At 41.2% G+C, this 19,219-nt stretch carries 22 protein-coding genes and 1 pseudogene; 10 read left to right on the plus strand and 13 right to left on the minus strand.

Going from position 1 to position 19,219, the window contains the following annotated elements; genetic code table 11:
- Window positions 1–32: 32 nt before the first annotated feature.
- The 3 genes from rsiV to NYE22_RS07905 form a co-directional block, all read right to left on the minus strand.
- Entirely contained in the window at window positions 33–890 is an 858-nt protein-coding gene (gene rsiV, locus NYE22_RS07895) for an anti-sigma-V factor RsiV (protein WP_014480396.1), read from the minus strand.
- Entirely contained in the window at window positions 890–1,390 is a 501-nt protein-coding gene (gene sigV, locus NYE22_RS07900) for an RNA polymerase sigma factor SigV (protein WP_014480395.1), read from the minus strand. The genes rsiV and sigV overlap by 1 nt, the downstream gene beginning before the upstream one ends.
- A 193-nt stretch (window positions 1,391–1,583) precedes the next feature.
- On the minus strand, window positions 1,584–2,411 hold the full coding sequence (locus NYE22_RS07905; RefSeq protein WP_004398526.1) for a TrmB family transcriptional regulator: 828 nt from the start codon (window positions 2,409–2,411) through the stop codon (window positions 1,584–1,586).
- A 154-nt stretch (window positions 2,412–2,565) separates the two neighbouring features.
- Here NYE22_RS07905 and NYE22_RS07910 point away from each other — a divergent pair, with 154 nt between their 5' ends.
- The gene (locus tag NYE22_RS07910) at window positions 2,566–3,198 is read left to right on the plus strand and encodes a LysE family transporter (RefSeq protein ID WP_003229828.1); all 633 of its coding nucleotides are present in this window, start codon (window positions 2,566–2,568) and stop codon (window positions 3,196–3,198) included.
- A gap of 93 nt (window positions 3,199–3,291) precedes the next feature.
- Here the strand turns inward: NYE22_RS07910 and NYE22_RS07915 are convergent, their stop codons facing one another.
- Both NYE22_RS07915 and NYE22_RS07920 read right to left on the minus strand, forming a co-directional pair.
- Window positions 3,292–4,680, minus strand: a complete 1,389-nt coding sequence (locus tag NYE22_RS07915) for an amino acid permease (protein ID WP_153256945.1) — start codon at window positions 4,678–4,680, stop codon at window positions 3,292–3,294.
- A 38-nt stretch (window positions 4,681–4,718) separates the two neighbouring features.
- Window positions 4,719–4,859 carry a hypothetical protein gene (locus NYE22_RS07920; protein WP_124048064.1) on the minus strand — a complete coding sequence of 47 codons (141 nt, stop codon included), beginning with the start codon at window positions 4,857–4,859 and terminating at the stop codon, window positions 4,719–4,721.
- A 555-nt stretch (window positions 4,860–5,414) separates the two neighbouring features.
- On the opposite strand from NYE22_RS07920, the gene levR reads away from it, so the two are divergent.
- From levR to sacC, 7 genes are all read left to right on the plus strand, one after another.
- Complete coding sequence (gene levR, locus NYE22_RS07925; RefSeq protein ID WP_072175810.1) at window positions 5,415–8,222, plus strand: transcriptional regulator LevR; 2,808 nt, start codon at window positions 5,415–5,417, stop codon at window positions 8,220–8,222.
- A 189-nt stretch (window positions 8,223–8,411) separates the two neighbouring features.
- Complete coding sequence (levD, locus tag NYE22_RS07930; protein WP_003246144.1) at window positions 8,412–8,852, plus strand: PTS fructose transporter subunit IIA; 441 nt, start codon at window positions 8,412–8,414, stop codon at window positions 8,850–8,852.
- Window positions 8,852–9,340, plus strand: coding sequence for a PTS fructose transporter subunit IIB (levE, locus tag NYE22_RS07935; RefSeq protein WP_004399158.1), 489 nt, complete (start codon window positions 8,852–8,854; stop codon window positions 9,338–9,340). Before levD ends, levE begins: the two co-directional genes overlap by 1 nt.
- A gap of 16 nt (window positions 9,341–9,356) precedes the next feature.
- Window positions 9,357–10,163, plus strand: coding sequence for a PTS fructose transporter subunit IIC (levF, locus tag NYE22_RS07940; protein WP_014477476.1), 807 nt, complete (start codon window positions 9,357–9,359; stop codon window positions 10,161–10,163).
- A gap of 21 nt (window positions 10,164–10,184) precedes the next feature.
- Entirely contained in the window at window positions 10,185–11,012 is an 828-nt protein-coding gene (levG, locus tag NYE22_RS07945) for a PTS fructose transporter subunit IID (protein ID WP_003229834.1), read from the plus strand.
- Window positions 11,013–11,128: 116 nt separating this feature from the next.
- Window positions 11,129–11,260, plus strand: coding sequence for a hypothetical protein (locus NYE22_RS07950; RefSeq protein WP_223497671.1), 132 nt, complete (start codon window positions 11,129–11,131; stop codon window positions 11,258–11,260).
- Window positions 11,199–13,202 (plus strand): levanase, encoded by a 2,004-nt coding sequence (gene sacC, locus NYE22_RS07955; RefSeq protein ID WP_342412770.1) that lies wholly within the window; start codon window positions 11,199–11,201, stop codon window positions 13,200–13,202. The genes NYE22_RS07950 and sacC overlap by 62 nt, the downstream gene beginning before the upstream one ends.
- Window positions 13,203–13,245: 43 nt before the next feature.
- Here the strand turns inward: sacC and yraA are convergent, their stop codons facing one another.
- The 3 genes from yraA to NYE22_RS07970 form a co-directional block, all read right to left on the minus strand.
- Window positions 13,246–13,755 carry a cysteine protease YraA gene (gene yraA / locus NYE22_RS07960; protein WP_003229836.1) on the minus strand — a complete coding sequence of 170 codons (510 nt, stop codon included), beginning with the start codon at window positions 13,753–13,755 and terminating at the stop codon, window positions 13,246–13,248.
- A 132-nt stretch (window positions 13,756–13,887) separates the two neighbouring features.
- Window positions 13,888–14,937, minus strand: a complete 1,050-nt coding sequence (gene adhA / locus NYE22_RS07965; RefSeq protein ID WP_042976666.1) for a formaldehyde dehydrogenase AdhA — start codon at window positions 14,935–14,937, stop codon at window positions 13,888–13,890.
- A gap of 129 nt (window positions 14,938–15,066) precedes the next feature.
- On the minus strand, window positions 15,067–15,261 hold the full coding sequence (locus NYE22_RS07970; protein WP_032726272.1) for a hypothetical protein: 195 nt from the start codon (window positions 15,259–15,261) through the stop codon (window positions 15,067–15,069).
- Window positions 15,262–15,435: 174 nt separating this feature from the next.
- Here NYE22_RS07970 and adhR point away from each other — a divergent pair.
- Window positions 15,436–15,857: pseudogene (adhR, locus tag NYE22_RS07975) on the plus strand (aldehyde stress transcriptional regulator AdhR).
- A gap of 261 nt (window positions 15,858–16,118) precedes the next feature.
- Here the strand turns inward: adhR and NYE22_RS07980 are convergent.
- From NYE22_RS07980 to NYE22_RS08000, 5 genes are read right to left on the minus strand one after another with little or no spacing between them, the layout of a single operon-like run.
- Window positions 16,119–16,418, minus strand: coding sequence for a spore coat protein (locus NYE22_RS07980; protein ID WP_003246006.1), 300 nt, complete (start codon window positions 16,416–16,418; stop codon window positions 16,119–16,121).
- Window positions 16,419–16,433: 15 nt separating this feature from the next.
- On the minus strand, window positions 16,434–16,631 hold the full coding sequence (locus tag NYE22_RS07985) for a hypothetical protein (protein WP_070547576.1): 198 nt from the start codon (window positions 16,629–16,631) through the stop codon (window positions 16,434–16,436).
- Between the two features lie 18 nt (window positions 16,632–16,649).
- Complete coding sequence (locus tag NYE22_RS07990) at window positions 16,650–17,786, minus strand: zinc-dependent alcohol dehydrogenase (protein ID WP_021480189.1); 1,137 nt, start codon at window positions 17,784–17,786, stop codon at window positions 16,650–16,652.
- Window positions 17,787–17,804: 18 nt separating this feature from the next.
- A complete protein-coding gene (locus NYE22_RS07995) occupies window positions 17,805–18,173 on the minus strand; it encodes a spore coat protein (RefSeq protein ID WP_009967868.1) in 369 nt (122 codons plus the stop codon).
- 17 nt (window positions 18,174–18,190) lie between these two features.
- A complete protein-coding gene (locus NYE22_RS08000; RefSeq protein WP_003229845.1) occupies window positions 18,191–18,436 on the minus strand; it encodes a spore coat protein F-like protein YraG in 246 nt (81 codons plus the stop codon).
- Between the two features lie 262 nt (window positions 18,437–18,698).
- Between NYE22_RS08000 and NYE22_RS08005 the strand changes: the two genes are divergently transcribed.
- A complete protein-coding gene (locus NYE22_RS08005; RefSeq protein ID WP_004398984.1) occupies window positions 18,699–19,085 on the plus strand; it encodes a VOC family protein in 387 nt (128 codons plus the stop codon).
- Window positions 19,086–19,219: the final 134 nt, after the last annotated feature.

Genomic DNA, 19,219 nt, shown 5'->3' on the forward strand with positions numbered 1-19,219 from the left:
AACATCCATAATCTTAGATGGATGTTTTTATTTTATCGAATATAACGTTCTCCCACGAGCAAGTTTGAAATGACGCTGGTTGGAATTGTAAACTCGGTAACGCCCATATAGCCGGGGGCGACTTCATATTCGTCAAATGAGATCACAAGTTTATGGTCTTCAGTAATGTAAAACGTTTGATCAGGAAGAATCGTTTTGAACGGTTCTGCATCTTCGTCAGTGAGCCAATATATTTTATTTGGATCTTCCTTCATTTGCTGTTTCATTTGCTCTCTAATATTTTGACTGATGACTTTAATATAGCGCTCATCTTTGAATAAGCTTTTTAATGTAAGTAAAATATCATTCTTTTTGTCAATTGTAATATAACGGCTTTGTGTGTAGGAAGATGCTTGTGTTTTTTCAATATTGCGCCGGATAGAGAGTAAATCTGGCGTGTCTGTGACCGTCTCGTAATCACTGTAGATGCTGAGATGCCCTTTTTTGTTTTTGGATGTGGACTGTATAAACTCTTTATATAGCTGCTGGCTTTCTTTCAAGTATTTTTGGTTAATGCTGTTTTCCAGCTCTTTATTAGAAAGCCCGGACAAAGCAGGTGTTTTGACATCAATGCTTGATTGGTCTTTTTCCTCTTTGATTTCAATAAAGGTGATCGCTTTGACGATTTTGCCGATGACAGGGATCCTTGACATAGCCTGAGCAGCGTCAGGGTTGATATTAACAAGCGCAGTGAATAAAATAGCTGCAGCGATTGCTGCTGATGTCGGCCACATGACGATTCTTTTCTTTTTTGGTTCTTGCTGAAGGGCTTTTTCAACAATGATATCCAATTCTTTAGGAATCGGAACATTTTTATATTCTTCTCTTAATTGCTGTAATCTCTTATCCATTAAGAAAGATCCTCCTTCGTCAGCTGAATGCGCATCAGCTTCAATGCTCTGTATAGGCGCGTTTTGACGGTATTCGTGTTTTCTCCTGTAATTTCCGCAATTTCTTCTAATTTGAGGTCTTCAAAAAAGCGTAAAATAATAATGGTTTTATAGCGGTACGGCAATTCGTCAAGCGCTTCATAGAGATCAGTATCCTTGTAATGGTCTTCCTTTCCTTTGCTTAAAAATTCTATCGTTTCGTCGTCCATCACTCTTATCTTTTTTTGTTTGCGCAAAAAATCAATGGCTGTCCGCACTAAAATTTTATAAAACCAGCTTTTTATCGTCTCAGGGTTCCTGACCGTTTCAACTGAGCTCAGCGCTTTTTTTATCGATTCCTGAACAATATCTAATGCGTCATCTTGATTTTTTACATAACTGAAAGCCAACCTGTAGAAATCTTGCTTATGGTCAGTTATGCATGTGACAAGCAACGCTTTTGTTGTTTGTTTTTTCTTCATTGCAATAAAGGGCTCCTTTTTGAATATACGTATATCGTAGGCTGTTACCTAGGATAGACGCGGCAGGCTGAAAAATAGTTTGCGCAGAATCACATTTTTTTAAAAGAGAGAAGTAAATCAGCATGGGGGGTTTATGCATAAAAAAACAAGGCTTGTTTTGTACAAGCCTTGTTTTGGTTAAGCGATGCGAATATTATTCCAAATAATGTTTTTTGAAATCTGAATGGATAGAAAATTTACGGCGCAACTGGATGAGATTTTTCCCGAAGCTCTCTTCTAAAAGCTCTCTATGCTTTTTCAGAATTTCCATGAGGTACAGATCATGAATGATCACTTCAGTAATAGGCATGACTAAACCTACATGCATCGTCCATGCAGCACGGCTGTCGTTGCCAAGTGAGACAATGCCTGCTACGACTTCTGAATCATCTCCGCTATAGACAAGCCACCGTCCGTCATACTCTTCTGTAATTTCACTGCTCATATCATGAAGATAAACATTGGCAAAATCAGATACGATGTCTCCGTACGCAATAATGGTGACAATAACGCCTTGTTCTGCCGCCTGTTTGAGCTCTGCTTCTATCTCCTTAAAATCCTCTTTCCATATTTCTAAGAGGATTCTTTTTTTGGCAGATAAGATACAAGCCTTCACCTTTTCAAGAATTTCACTGCGGCCGGTGATATTCCAGATGTTTTCCCGGTCATTAGCAGTCTGCTCGAACTTTTCAAAATATTTCTCAGCCTGATCAAAATGCTCTTCCGCTTTGAGCCGGCGGTTTTTAATCAGTTCTTTTGCGGGGACAGGAACATACTGAGGCGTATTTCCATGACTGACAAAAACATCTCCCCTTATGACAAGGCTTTCCAAGACTTCATAAATTTTAGAACGGGGAACTCCGGATTTTTTGGCAACGGCATAGCCTGTTAAAGGTGATTCTTGCAATAATGCCAAATACGCTTTCGATTCATATTCTGTAAAATTGAGGTTTTTTAAAATGTCTAACATATTTTCTTTCATATATCCTCCAATATAAAGAGCAATCGCTGCCTTAGTAATCGCTATTTTAACAAACCATATTGATTTATTCCAAACACATTGATACACTTTTTATAAGTAGTTACTTTTGTAGTCACTATATGATTAAGGGGATTTTTTAAAGGGGGAGAGAACAATGCACAGCTTACTCGCATACATACCGATCGCTGCCATGATGGTTATCATACCGGGGGCAGATACGATGCTTGTGATGAAAAATACGCTTAGGTATGGCCCGAAAGCCGGCCGTTATAACATTCTCGGATTGGCAACAGGACTTTCCTTTTGGACGGTGATTGCCATTTTAGGATTATCAGTGGTGATCGCAAAGTCAGTGATTCTTTTCACAACGATCAAATATTTGGGAGCGGCATACTTAATTTATTTAGGTGTAAAAAGTTTTTTTGCTAAAAGTATGTTTTCGTTAGATGACATGCAATCCCAAGCAAAAAATATGGCAAGTTCTCCGAAACGTTATTATAAAACTTCCTTTATGCAGGGATCACTCAGTAACATTCTCAATCCTAAAACTGTTTTGGTGTATGTTACAATCATGCCCCAATTTATCAATTTGAACGGAAATATAAACCAGCAGCTCATTATTTTAGCTTCAATCCTAACCTTATTAGCGGTGTTGTGGTTCCTGTTTCTTGTTTATATTATTGATTACGCAAAAAAATGGATGAAAAACTCGAAGTTCCAGAAAGTGTTTCAAAAAATTACCGGAATAATATTAGTAGGTTTCGGCATCAAAACTGGTTTGAGTTAACACTTAAATGAAGTGAATGAAATTTGAAACCAAAGTTTAATTTGTGTTTGACCCATAAAAAAGACAAGGGAGTGAGTATCCCTTGTCTTTTTTTTATTTCATCTTATGTCCTCTGCGGGTTTGCACCTTATACAAAATAATCAATAAAACAAACCAGACCGGGGTGACAAACAAAGCAATACGTGTATCATTCGCGAGTGCCAATATGACAAGAATGAACGCGAGAAATGCAAGTGTTAAATAGTTGGATAATGGGTAAAAAGGCATTTTAAATTTGTTTGCTTTCGCTTCATGCTGCCTTGTTTTTCGATATTTCAAATGGCAAATCACCGTGATGCCCCAAATAAAAATGAAGCATATTGTAGAAACACTTGTAATCAGTGTGAAGACTTGCTCGGGCATTAAATAATTCAGACTAACGCCAATCAGAATGGCGATGGATGAAAAGAACAGCGCATTGCTTGGCACGTTAGAAGAAGTTAATTTCTTTAATAGTCCAGGTGCGTGATGATCCTTTGCAAGCGAATAGACCATTCGGCTTGTGCTGAATAAAGCGCTATTTGCAGCTGATGCGGCTGATGTTAATACAACAAAATTGATCAAACTGGCAGCCACAACGATGCCTACTGCAGAGAAGACCTGAACAAATGGGCTTTCGTTTGGATTCAACACATTCCAAGGATAGATACACATAATCACGAAAAGTGCGCCAACATAAAAAAGTAAAATCCGAACAGGAATTTGATTGATGGCTTTAGGGATCACTTTTTGGGGATTTTCTGTTTCACCTGCTGTCAGTCCAACAAGTTCAATACCCACGAAAGCGAAGACGACCATTTGGAAAGATAGGATAAACCCATGCCATCCATTTGGGAACATGCCGCCGTGGCTCCAAAGGTTGTTGAGGCTGGCAGGGCCGGAAGCTGCCGAAAAACCTTTTGCAATCAGGAAAATGCCAGTTACGATCAGAGCCAGTATGGCAATGACTTTGATCAATGCAAACCAAAATTCTAATTCTCCGAAAAGTTTAACGGTGGCAAGGTTCATGATCAGCAGGATAATAAGCGCAAGAAGACCCGGCAGCCATTGAGGCACATCGGGAAGCCAATATTGCGTATAAATGCCGACCGCCGTTAAATCAGCCATCGCGAGGGAAATCCAACAGAACCAGTAGGTCCACCCAGTGATAAATGCTGCCATGTTTCCTAAATAGTCCCTTACAAAATCAACAAAAGAGTGGTATCCCGCATTTGATAAGAGCAGTTCTCCGAGCGAACGCATAATGAAAAAGCAAAATACGCCGGTGATCAAGTAAGCAAATAAAATGGATGGTCCTGCAAAATGGATGGATTTACCTGAACCTAAAAATAAACCTGTACCGATTGCACCTCCAATCGCCATTAATTGTATATGCCTGTTTTTAAGGCCTCTAGACAATTTCTGTTGCTGGCCAAAATTGTCTTTGCTAGAATTGCCTATCAATTTTATTTTCCTCCAGTAATAAAAAGATGAGTAAAGTTTTATCGGATATTATAACATTTAAAAGAATAGATACTTTTATTTTTAAATTTTAAAACTATTTTAAGTGCTGTTACATGTCTTCTGGCTCTATTTTTCACTTGTGATTCTACCTGAATAGCAGAGTAAAACAGGAAAGTCATTTGGACAATCTGACAGCCTAGTTTGAATCGGTAACAATTTGTATAATTGCATACCCACTATGATTGAGACCTGCAGGGGGATCAAATCGACAGAATCGGAGATAAAGTTTTTAAGCTTACAGATTTCTTAACCTTCAAAGTGGATTGCAAAAATGACGAAGTTTTGCAAATTGTAATACTGTGGCGGTCACATAGAGTGTCCGTCTTTTTAGTTGTGAACGAACTTAAGGGGTTATATTTGGGTAATTTGTCATGATCTATAAGATTCATTTTTTGTCATTGATGATTTTGACATCATTACATTCCCCGAGAATGATAAACTGTTTACTGATTATTACTTTTGAAGGGGACTGGCCCTCCAGAACTGAGCATCTATCATACTAATATGAGATGCAAATGATTCAAAATGTAAACATATACGCATAAAAGCCAGTTTTGTCAATCTGCTATAGAGACCTTTTTAAACGTGTATCAGCAGATAATCTCAACGCGGACTATAAAGTTTCGAAATATTCTTGTTAATGGCTTATCTAATAAGGACGAAGGATGATAGACGTGAGAAGAATAGATAAAATATACCATCAGCTCAAGCATAATTTTCATGATTCAACCTTAGATCATCTTTTAAAAATACAAGGGAATTCAGCAAAGGAGATTGCCGAGCAGCTGAAAATGGAGCGGTCCAATGTCAGCTTTGAATTGAACAATCTCGTCCGGTCCAAAAAGGTCATCAAAATTAAAACGTTTCCTGTAAGATACATCCCAGTCGAGATAGCAGAAAAATTATTCAACAAGAAATGGGATACAGAGATGATGGAAGTGAAAGACCTTCAGGCGTTTTCCGGAAATTCAAAGCAAAATCATCAACACATTTCCACGAATCCCCTAGAGCTTATGATAGGGGCAAAAGGGAGTTTGAAGAAAGCGATCTCCCAGGCAAAAGCAGCTGTCTTTTATCCGCCGAACGGTCTGCATATGCTCCTCCTAGGGCCGACTGGTTCCGGTAAATCCCTTTTTGCGAACCGAATTTACCAGTTTGCCATTTACTCTGACATATTGAAGGCCGGCGCACCATTTATTACATTTAACTGTGCAGACTACTACAACAATCCTCAATTATTGCTTTCTCAATTATTCGGACACAAAAAAGGTTCATTTACAGGTGCTGCCGAGGATAAGGCGGGTTTAGTCGAACAGGCCAATGGGGGCATTCTTTTTATGGATGAAATCCACCGTCTCCCTCCCGAGGGACAAGAAATGCTGTTTTATTTTATTGACAGCGGTTCTTATAACAGGCTTGGAGAATCTGAACATAAACGAACATCGAACGTATTGTTTATTTGTGCGACTACAGAAAATCCGAGTTCTGCACTATTGAAAACGTTTTTGCGAAGAATCCCAATGACCATTCATATTCCTTCGCTTGAAGAACGATCGCTTAAAGAAAGAGTGGATCTGACGACGTTTTTATTAGGGAAAGAAGCAGAGCGAATTAAGAAGAATCTGAGTGTGCATATCGATGTCTATAATGCGCTTATTCACTCTGCGAAATTTGGGAATGTCGGACAGCTGAAATCAAATGTCCAGTTAGTTTGCGCACACGGATTTTTGCATAACCTTGACAGAAATGAAGTTATTGAACTGACTGTTCGCGATCTGCCTGATGAAATCAAGCAAGAATGGATGTCCAGCAGCAAAAACATGCAAAGAAGCAAAGCCATTTCTGAATATGTCAATATTACAACGATTATCTCTCCGATTGTAGAAGATGAAACAACAAAAATTGACGAAGACCTCTCATTTAACTTATATCATTTGATTGAGGAAAAAGTGAAAACGCTTATGAAAGAAGGTTTATCCAAAAAGGATATTAACCAGTACATCTTGACTGATGTCCATTTGCATGTCAGAAGTTTTTTTCATCATCAAGCTTTTCAAAAAGACAACCTGCTGACATTCGTTGAAGATGATGTGATTCAAATGACAAAACAGTTAAAAGAAATAGCTGAACATGAGCTGGATTGCACATTTGACCGTAAGTTTATTTATTTCTTGAGTATGCATATTGACGCATTTTTAAAGCGAGGAAAGCAAATTGATGTTTTGAATACACAGGAGACAGATGAAATTCGTGATACTCATGTGAAAGAATATCGGGTGGCGATGATTTTTAAAGATAAAATTCAGGAATATTTTAAAGTGGCTATTCCTGAAATAGAAGTCATCTACTTAACGATGTTAATTCATTCCATCAAATCGTTAAAGGAGAACAAAAGAGTCGGTATTATCGTGGCTGCTCATGGAAACAGCACGGCGAGTTCAATGGTTGAAGTCGCGACAGAACTGCTAGGGAGTACGCCGATTGCAGCAGTTGACATGCCGCTTACTGTTTCACCTTCGGACATTTTTGAATGCGTAGCAGAAAAAATGAAACAGGTTGATGAAGGCGAAGGTGTTTTAATGCTGGTAGATATGGGGTCGCTTGCAATGCTGGAAAGCAGGCTGGAGGAAAAGACAGGCATTTCTATTAAAACGATCAGCAATGTTACGACTTCAATGGTGCTGGATGCTGTCAGAAAGGTCAACTATTTGAATTTAAATTTGCATGCGATCTATCAATCGGTCACGAAGGATTTTATCGAGTTGTGGGAGCGTCAGCCAGCGGCACCCGGCAAAAAGAAGGCATTGGTATCCATCTGCACCACGGGCAGCGGGACGGCCAAAAAGCTGGAAGACATTCTAACCACGATCGTAAACAAGGCCTCCGATACACCGATTCACATATTGACCGTATCATCGATTAAGCTGGCCAACAGCATAAAAGAAATCGAAAAAGAGTATGAAATCCTTGCGACAGTCGGAACGAAAGATCCTAAAATCAATGCTCCGCATGTATCTTTAGAAGTGTTAATTGAAGGGGAGGGAGAGAAGCTGATTCAACAGGCGATTACAAAAGGAAGCATCCCCTTGAGCAATGGATTGAACGAAGCAAATATGATTGTTAGGGAGCTTTGCGAGGATATCCTGAAAAAATACCTTGTCTTCTTGAATCCCCATCATGTGATCGAAATGTTATTGGAGTGGCTGCAAACCGTTCAAGATGAGCTGGGGGTCATTTTCAATAATGCGGTTTTGATCAAAGTCATTATGCACACGGCTTTCGCCTTTGAAAGGGTAATTAAGCAAAATCCGATCGCTTTCTCAGAGGAAGAAGAGATCAATGATCAGCTGAAGGAAATGGTGTACGTGACAGAGCGAACATTAGCCCCTTATGAAGAAAAGCTCGGACTTCGCATAAGTGATGATGAAAAATTATTTATAGCCGCCATATTTGCTGAAGAAGTGCATGGCCAGCTGTTTTAAAAACAGTTTTTTCATATGAACCTGTATTAAATGGAACACCATTTTAATACAGGTTTATTTTTTTCGTTTTAAGTGTTTCAACAACAAATTGCGATTGGCTGAAATAACAATGAAAACGCTTAACACAACTGTGTTGGCACGATCCTTGCATTATATATGGATGTACAAAACAGGAAAGGAGCAATAGACATGATTTCAGTTATTATCAGCGGTCATGGAGATTTTCCCATAGCATTAAAAGAGTCTTCAGGGATGATATTCGGTGAAGAAAATAACCTGATTGCAGTGCCGTTTTTTAAAGGGGAAGGAATACAAACGCTGCAAGAAAAATATCATCAGGCGCTCAAGGATATCCCGGAAGAACATGAAGTGCTTTTTTTAGTCGATATTTTTGGAGGGACGCCATATAACGCGGCAGCTTCCTTTATTGCTGAGGATCAAAGAATGGATATGGCAGCCGGCGTAAACCTGCCGATTCTGCTGGAGGTATTAAGCCTGAGAGAACATCTGGCTCTCAAAGATTTGCTGAACAACTTAAAAGCAATGAGTCAGCAAAGCTTTCAAGTGTGCAGTGAACATTTAGAAAAAGTAAAAACAGCCAATCAAGATACAAGAGAGGATGAATTATGATGAACATTGTGTTAGCAAGAATTGATGACCGCTTTATTCACGGCCAAATCCTGACAAGGTGGATAAAAGTCCATGCAGCCGACCGAATCATCGTTGTCTCCGACGATATTGCTCAGGACGAAATGAGAAAAACGCTGATCCTTTCTGTTGCGCCTTCAAATGTAAAGGCGAGTGCCGTCTCGGTTTCTAAAATGGCAAAAGCATTTCATAGTCCGCGCTACGAAGGGGTAACGGCAATGCTCTTGTTTGAAAATCCGTCCGATATTGTATCTCTTATAGAAGCAGGTGTACCGATCAAAACCGTAAACGTCGGGGGAATGCGTTTTGAAAATCACCGCAGGCAAATCACAAAATCAGTCAGTGTCACAGAACAAGATATAAAGGCATTTGAAACATTAAGTGACAAGGGCGTGAAACTGGAATTGAGGCAGCTGCCTTCAGATGCCAGTGAGGATTTTGTACAGATTTTACGGAACGTAACAAAATAATCAAGGGGATGAGAATATGTCTTCATTACAAATTATTTTGTTGTTAATCATTGCAGCAATCACCGGAATCGCAAGTGTATTGGATGAAGGGCAGACACACCGTCCGCTTGTGGCCTGTACGTTGGTTGGCTTGGTGCTCGGGGACTTAAAAACGGGAATTATTCTTGGAGGCACACTGGAGCTGATGGCGCTCGGCTGGATGAACGTCGGGCTTGCCATGGCACCTGATACAGCGATCGCCTCTGTCATCTCAACCATTTTAGTTATTACCGCTGATCAAGGAATTGGCGAAGGGATTGCTGTCGCTGTTGCTTTAGCAGCTGCGGGTCAGGCGCTGACGATTTTTGTTCGGACGATCACTGTCTTTTTCATCCACCGCGCTGATCAATATGCGAAAGCGGGAAATATAAAAGGAATTGAAATTATGCATATTACCGCGATGGTGTTTCAAGCTTTGCGCGTCATGATTCCTACATTGATTGTTGCTTTAATTAGTGTCAGCGCTGTTCAGGCGTTCCTGGGAAATATTCCCGATGTCATTACAAAAGGACTGCAAATAGGCGGAGGCATTATTGTGGTTGTCGGGTATGCCATGGTGATCAATATGATGAATATTCCTTATTTAAAGCCATTTTTCTATATTGGTTTCTTATTAGCGGCGTTTACCGATTTTAACTTAGTGGGATTTGGAGCCCTTGGTCTCTGTCTGGCGCTTTTATACCAGCAGGTGATGCAAAAACAAAGCGCTCACGGAGCAGTCGCGGCCGCATCAGACAGTGGCAGTGTTGCTGTTTATGATGACGATGATGATCTTGATGCCTAAACGATGAGGGGGGAAGAAAAAATGGAGAAAGAAAAACGATTAACGAAGAAAGAAATTTTCAGCATGTTTATTCGTTCAAATTTTTTACTCGGTTCCTTTAACTTCGAACGTGTGCAGGCAATGGGATATTGTTATGTCATGATACCGGCGATCAAAAAATTGTACGGTCCCGGAGCGAAAAGAAACGAAGCCTTGCAGCGGCATTTGGAATGGTTTAATACACATCCGTGGCTGACAGCGCCTATATTTGGTGTGACGGCAGCCATGGAAGAAGAAATGGCGAACAATAAAGGAATTGACGGAAAAGCGATAAGCGGAATGAAAATTGGTTTGATGGGACCAATAGCGGGCGTAGGCGACCCAATTTTCTGGGGAACGATTCGTCCTGTCTTAGCTGCGCTAGGAGCCTCCCTTGCTTTAGGAGGAAACATTGCCGGCCCTTTGCTATTCTTTTTCTTGCTGAATGCCATAAGATTAAGCACAAAATATTATGGATTAAAGTATGGCTATGTGAAAGGAATGGAGATTCTTCAGGATTTAGCGGGGAATCGCATTCAAAAGCTTACAGAGGGCGCTTCGATTCTCGGATTATTTGTTATGGGGGCTCTCGTGTCCAAATGGACCACCATCAACATTCCAATCGTTGTATCCAGGATTAAGGATGAAAGCGGAAAAGTAGATGTTCAAACGGTACAAAATGTGTTAGACAGCATTATGCCGGGTGCGCTGCCTCTCGGATTAACGTTATTGGTGGCATGGATGCTTCGCAAAGGGGTGAATCCTCTTCTCATTATTTGCGGCATCTTTGTCATCGGGATTCTCGGGTATTGGGCTGGATTCTTAGCATAAGGTGTGTGAAGGAAAAAGAGAGAAACTGCAGCAGTCTTTTCATATATAAATCATTCGGATAACAGCGAAACAGAGGAGAATTGCCAGAAACGGACCAGCTTGCTTAGCAGTCTCTCTTGAAAGTGTTCAAACATGAAGAGAGGAGCGAAGGAACAAATGAAAAAGAGACTTATTCAAGTCATGATCATGTTCACCCTGCTGTTGACTATGGCATTTTCGGCAGATGCAGCCGATTCAAGCTACTATGATGAGGATTACCGTCCTCAATACCACTTCACACCAGAGGCAAACTGGATGAATGACCCAAACGGAATGGTATATTATGCCGGGGAATATCACTTGTTCTATCAATACCATCCATACGGGCTTCAGTGGGGGCCCATGCATTGGGGGCATGCCGTCAGCAAAGATTTGGTTACATGGGAACACCTTCCTGTTGCGCTGTATCCGGATGAAAAAGGCACGATCTTTTCTGGAAGCGCAGTTGTAGATAAAAATAACACAAGCGGTTTTCAAACAGGCAAAGAGAAGCCGCTTGTGGCCATTTATACACAGGATCGGGAAGGCCATCAAGTGCAAAGTATTGCCTATAGCAACGACAAAGGAAGAACATGGACGAAATACGCTGGCAACCCTGTCATTCCAAACCCGGGTAAAAAAGATTTTCGCGATCCAAAAGTCTTTTGGTATGAAAAAGAAAAAAAGTGGGTAATGGTGCTTGCGGCCGGTGACCGTATCCTCATTTATACATCAAAAAATCTGAAGCAGTGGACGTATGCAAGTGAATTTGGACAGGATCAAGGAAGCCACGGGGGAGTATGGGAATGCCCGGATTTATTTGAGCTTCCGGTAGACGGCAATCCGAATCAAAAGAAATGGGTCATGCAGGTCAGTGTCGGAAACGGAGCGGTCTCGGGAGGATCAGGCATGCAATATTTTGTAGGGGACTTTGATGGAACTCATTTTAAAAATGAAAACCCGTCAAACAAAGTTCTCTGGACGGATTACGGCAGAGACTTTTATGCGGCTGTATCCTGGTCCGATATTCCATCAACAGACAGCCGCCGGCTATGGTTAGGGTGGATGAGCAATTGGCAATATGCGAATGATGTTCCGACATCCCCATGGAGAAGTGCAACGTCCATTCCAAGAGAGTTAAAATTGAAAGCGTTTACCGAAGGGGTTAGAGTGGTCCAAACACCAGTGAAAGAGCTGGAAACCATTCGCGGGACCTCTAAGAAGTGGAAGAATCTGACCATATCGCCTGCAAGTCATAATGTGTTAGCAGGGCAATCTGGAGATGCCTATGAAATAAATGCAGAATTTAAAGTAAGCCCTGGTTCAGCTGCTGAATTTGGTTTTAAGGTCCGAACAGGTGAAAATCAATTTACGAAGGTCGGCTATGACCGAAGGAACGCCAAATTGTTCGTTGACCGGAGCGAGTCGGGCAACAACACCTTTAATCCGGCCTTTAACACCGGAAAAGAAACAGCCCCATTGAAGCCGGTAAATGGGAAGGTTAAGATGCGCATTTTTGTTGACCGCTCTTCGGTTGAAGTATTTGGGAATGACGGAAAGCAGGTCATAACGGATATTATTCTCCCAGACCGATCAAGCAAAGGGCTTGAATTATATGCTGCAAATGGCGGTGTAAAGGTAAAATCTTTAACGATACACCCTTTGAAAAAGGTATGGGGAACGTCACCTTTTATGTCCAATTTGACCGGCTGGACGACTGTAAATGGCACATGGGCAGACACAATTGAGGGGAAACAAGGGAGGTCGGACGGCGATTCCTTTATCTTGTCTTCAGGATCCGGGTCAGACTTCACTTATGAATCTGATATCACCATTAAGGATGGAAACGGAAGAGGGGCAGGAGCACTAATGTTTCGCTCTGACAAAGATGCCAAAAACGGTTACCTTGCCAATGTGGATGCGAAGCATGACCTAGTGAAATTCTTTAAATTTGAGAACGGTGCTGCTTCTGTCATTGCTGAATACAAAACACCGATAGACGTTAATAAAAAGTATCATCTGAAAACAGAGGCCGAGGACGATCGCTTTAAAATCTATTTAGATGATCGTCTTGTGATTGATGCAAATGATTCCGCATTTTCAGAAGGCCAATTTGGCTTGAACGTGTGGGACGCGACTGCTGTCTTTCAGAATGTAAAGAAGGAGTCTTAATGTTAAAAAAGGCACAGACCTGAACAGTCTGTGCCTTCTCGTTTTATTTTAACAAATTTAATGATTCGCGGTTAAATGCTTCCAAATCATCAGGTGTTCTGCTTGTGACAATGTTGTGGCTGACGACTACTTCTGCATCTTTGTAGTTTGCACCGGCATTGATTAAATCTTTGCGGATGCTGCGGTAGCCTGTGATATCTTTGCCTTTTAGAAGATCCGTATCAATCAGTACTTGCGGGCCGTGGCAAATTGCGAAAACAGGTTTTTTGTTTTCGACAAATGCTTTTGCGAATTCACCCGGACGGTCATCTGCACGAAGCAAATCCGGAGAGAATCCCCCAGGAATTAAAAGTGCATCAAAGTCACTTGCATCCACATCAGAGATGGCTTTGTCAATCTTTACTTTCTCGCCATGCTTACCGGTAACTTCTTTGCCGGCTTCCAAATCGATAGCCACAACACTGTAGCCAGCTTCTTCGTATGCTTTTACCGGACTTGTATATTCGATGTCTTCGAATTGGTCTGTAACAAGAACTGCAATTTTTTTGCTCATAAAAAACCCTCCTAATAACTCTCTATTCATAGAATAACAGGAAGATTGACCGGCCTTCAAAATATTTGCTTAACGAGATCGTTTTTCGTGAGTTTCATTATAAGCGGTTCAGCCCATATAAGGACTAACCTATTACAATGTGGAAATATCAATCACAAATCGATAACGGACATCGCTTCGGAGGATACGTTCGTATGCTTCGTCCACTTGGTCAGCTCCGATGACTTCGATTTTAGGTTCGATGCCATGCTCAGCTGCGAAATCCAGCATCTCTTGAGTTTCTTGAATTCCGCCGACTAGAGAACCTGCAATGCTGCGGCGCCCCATGATTAGGGAAAACACACTGTATGTGTCCGGCTTGGCAGGAGCTCCAACGTTTACAAGTGTCCCGTCTATACGAAGCATTGATAAATAGGCATCTACATCGAGATTTGCCGATACCGTATTTAAGATCACGTCAAAACGCCCGGCCAATGCAGTGAATGTGGCTGGGTCACTTGTTGCAAAGTAATGATTTGCCCCGAGTTCCAGAGCTTCCTCTTTCTTATTCATGGAGCGGCTCAGAACGGTTACCTCTGCACCCATCGCATGTGCAAATTGAATCGCCAAATGTCCAAGGCCACCCACGCCTACAATCGCAACCTTTTTACCAGGGCCAACATTCCAGTGTTTCAACGGGGAATACGTTGTGATACCTGCACACAACAGCGGACTGGCAACATCCATTTCCAAACGGTCTGGAATGCGAACAACAAATCTGTCAGTGACAACGATTTTTTGGCTGTACCCGCCATAAGTGGGGTTTCCGTCGTAGTCTACTGAGTTATACGTTTGAACAACACCTTTCGTGCAGAACTGTTCCTCTCCGTTTAGACAGTATTCGCATTCTCCGCATGAGTCAACAAAACAGCCGACACCAACGCGGTCCCCGACAGCAAATTTGGTGACTTCTGCTCCAACGGCTGTTACGACACCGGCTATTTCATGTCCTGGCACCATTGGGAAGATGCCACCGCCCCATTCATCAAAAGCACTATGAATGTCTGAATGGCAAATACCGCTGAATTTAATATCGATTAAGACATCGTGCGGCCGTAATTCTCTTCGCTCAATCGTCGTTTGTTCAAATTTGGCTTTTGCATGTGACACGCTTAATACACGGGTTTGATGTTGATTACACATATGAACCTATCCTTTCTTCATCATAAGTGTTGTAAATAAAAACATGCACTTATTTATGTTTTATGGTGTCTTCAACATAACGATAAACCTTAAAGTCTGCTTTAAGGCAAGGGTTTTTTTAAAAACCATTTAAAATGAACCTGATTTATAAGGTGAGATACAGTCAGCAATTAATGCAGAAGCTGTAATCATGCTGCGATCCCGGGGTGAAAGTTGTTCCTCTCTTGCCCAAATGCCACCGAATAGAACATCATCATGAAGTTCAGCAAACTTTGGCGCAAATTCTCCTAATTGTTCTCTTCCGGCAGTTTGTTTATTTGCCATTCAGCAATCCCTCCATCTACACTGTTTTTATTGCATGGAGAAGTATAGAGTTTAAAGTGTGCTTTAAGGCAAGTCCCGAATATATAAACCCAGATTCAGCACTTTGTTTGAGCTTGACTTAAAGTTAACTTTAAGTGTTACCTTCACAACATACAGGATAGAGAGGTGAAGATCATGAATATTGCTCAGGTGGCAAAGCAGTTTGGCCTGACAGCCGCAACACTCCGATATTACGAACGTGTAGGATTAATCCCGCCTGTAAAACGAAAGACAGCGGCATTCGCGACTATGATGAAGAAGATATCAAATGGATTGAATTCATTAAATGCATGCGAAATGCGGGACTATCGATAGAAGCGCTAATTGAATATACAACATTATTTACCGAAGGTGACCGTACAGTAGAAGCTCGAAAAAATATCCTGGCTGACGAACGACAGCGGCTGATAGAGAAGCGGAAAGAAATTGATGAAACAATTAAAAGATTAGACACAAAAATTAAAGATTATGATGGGAAATTGCGCGAAAACGAGGCAAAGCTCAAAAGCAGGCCTAAAACGGAAAGTCTTCACGGATCAGTGGAGCAAAGAAGGTAGCATTCCTTGCGTTTGAAGAGGGCAGGTTAAAACGAAGGATTTTGATTCTGGCCTGTTTTCTCCATCAAGAGATCGCATAAAAAGAGGTGGTTACGATTCCTTATTTGGATTGGAGAATTTGCAAACATTATCGGAGATCAGATGGAGAAAAGCGGTTAATCTATTTACAGTCATAGGACCTGAACAAACAGTGTTCATTTTGAAGCTGAGGAACAGTTGTGGCCAATCAATACTGTTCCTCAGCAAATCAGTCATTGTATGTTAAAGGGTTGGCAATTGAATGGCTGTATCAATATTTTTTAAATTCAGCTTGACTTGTTCGTCAGGGTTCCAAGGATGGTACCAGCCTTTTTCCATCATATAGCTTGAGAGTTGTTCGTGCATATCGAGTGCTTCTTCCAAATGGCGGATAAGGACTTCTTTTACTTCAGGCGTTCCGGCTTCAGTGGCTGCCATCGCATAATTTCTGACTCCGTTTTTTGCTGAAATTAATAAGTCCATAGCAATGATTTGGTCTGTTAGAACATTCATGCCGGTCAGATATTCTATGATAGGATTCATGATTTATTCATCTCCTCATTCGTGCTTTGCATTAGATAAAATAGAGGCAAATTCCTGCAGCTGGCGTGTGGTGATGTCAACATCTTGCTGCATGATTTCTTTCAGCTTCGGATCAGATACCAGTGCTTTCATTGTTTTAGATTTCGTCAAACAAAGTGTCTTAAATGAAGTCATTTCCTGAACCTCAAGCATTTCGTGTAAGGCGTATTCCATTTCTGTAACCTCCGTTTTTTAAGGCTTTAACACAACTTTGATACAATCATCCATTTTTGAATCAAAAATGTCATAGCCATGCTTAGCTTCACTAAGCGGCAGGACATGGCTGACAACATCTCCCGGATCAATTTTGCCTGTCGATACTAGTTCAAACATGTACGGCATATAGTGGATCACCGGAGCCTGGCCAGAGCGTATATTGACGTTTCGCTGCATAATATCTCCTAACGGAAAACCGTTATATCTGCCTCCGTACACACCTGTAATTTGTATGGTTCCTCCTTTGCGAACAGCTTGAGAGGCAATGACCAATGCACTCATTGTTCCGCCATGAAGCTTTAATCCGCTGGCAAGGAACTCGAGATCGCTCATTTTACCATCCATCCCAACAGCGTCAATGACTACATCCGCTCCGCCTTTCGTGATTTCCTTTAAATAATTCCCTGTATTCTCATGGTCTTCAAAATTAACGATTTCTACTTTGTTTGTACGTTTCGCATGCTGTAAGCGATAGTTTACATAGTCAACTGCTATGACGCGTTTTGCGCCTTTTAGCCAACAAAACTTTTGAGCAAACAGGCCGACTGGTCCGCAGCCGAGAACGATAACTGTATCGCCTTTTTTTACGCCGGCATTATCCACACTCCAAAAGCCGGTGGTCATGGCATCGGCAATCACGCTTAATTTCTCATCGGGTTCCTCACAAGATTCAGGGATTTTAAAATGGGTAAAATTCGCAAACGGCACTCTTAAATATTCCGCTTGCCCGCCTGGATAACCGCCAGTTTGCCCTGAATAGCCGAAATAAGCACCCATTTCCCCATTGTCATTAGACTGATCACATTGGCTTTCCAGTTGGTTTTTACAAAAAAAACATTCACCGCAGGCGATCGTAAAAGGGATAATGACGCGGTCACCTTTTTTGACCTTTGTAACCCCTGGCCCAACTTCTTCAACAATTCCCATCGGTTCATGGCCGATGACATAGTCTTCATGGAGATTAGGAATCAATCCATGGATTAAGTGTAAATCTGATCCGCAAATGGCTGTACTGGTGACTTTGATAATCATGTCATCGGATTTTTCAATCTTTGGATCGGGGACATCTTTGACAACAACATTTTTAATGCCTTGATACGTTACTGCCTTCATGCTGTAAAACCTCCAGTGTTAGTGTTCATCAGGTGTCCGGTCAAACATCCCTTTGCGATTTGTTTCATCAGGAAAGAGGTTCATATTGCCGACCATGATCGTGTTTTTTGCAGAGAGCTGATCCAGCTTATACTGTTCGCTCAGCTCATATGGATGGAACCACTTTTTGCTGATCATCAGTTCCGTAATCTCTTGGTGCATCGCAATTCCTTGCATCAGCTGTTTCCGAAGCAGTGCTCTTACATCTGGTGAAGCGGTTTCTGTCAAAGCTACAGCAGTATTCCTTACGCCTTCCTTAGCTCGTATAAGAAAATCCATCGCGAATGTAGTGTCTGCTAGTTCAGGCACATTCAGCGAATTAATGGGGTCTAAATGATCATTATTCAAAGAGGCTTACCTTCCTTTCAATTGATGATTGGCGTTGGGCGGCTTTGAGGGACAGGGGCCTGAAATGAGGCACGCTCATAAACCGCTTGTAATTCAGTAAGGTCTTGAATGGATTGCTGTACATCTTTTTCCATCAAGTCCTTCAGTTCTTGGTCAAACACAAGCCCTTGCATTAACTTTGATTTCGCTATACAAAGTGTTTTAAAGTTCACGATTTCATGTAAGTCAACAGCCTCATGAGCTGCCAATGTTTGATGATCCATATTGATGTAACCTCCTTTTATCAACGTTACATTTCCCGAAATGAAGTTGAAGCATACAGAAAATACACTCGGTATCATTTTTTGTTTTAAGAATCGCTGTTTTTGCTCGTTCTTATGACATGGACTAAACTGCACTTAAATCTGAAATAAGGGTGAAGTGTGGAAATTTATTTATGGAAACTTGACATAGGGCTGTCAGGTTTCTTTGGTATCATTAAATTGGATGACCAGTAAAAGTATGGTTTTATAGGAGGCACTCGATATGAAGCTGTTACAAATTAGACTGTTGGTGAATGATTTTAAGAAAAGCGTCGAGTTTTATAAAGATTCATTAGGACTTCCAATAAGTTGGTTAGAGAATGAAATGGAATATGCACTCTTTGATAATGGGGAAACGAAAATAGAGCTTTTATCTCGAGAAACGATGGCTGAAATCGTTGGAGAGGAAAAAAAGTCCTTGGAAGGAGAAGCTCAATCAAAATTTTTGCTTCAGTTTAAGGTAGAAGATGTTGATAAAACGTATGACGATTTACACGAAAAAGGAGTTAAATGTGAGAATAAACCGCATGATCGCAAGGAATGGAGTGCCCGAGTTGCTCACTTCAGAGATCCAGATCATAATCTGATTGAAATATATAAAATGTTATGATTTTTCGACTCGCAAAATCATAGAATAACGTTTGATAACGTACCTAATCATTTTTATACGCCCTGGTAAAAGAAAGCAAAGTCATAATAGGTTGCGGACACTGAACTTGCAGCATTTACGCTGATTTGTATGGT

Source organism: Bacillus sp. FSL K6-1560 (assembly GCF_038592935.1).
Taxonomy (GTDB): Bacteria; Bacillota; Bacilli; order Bacillales; family Bacillaceae; genus Bacillus; species Bacillus subtilis.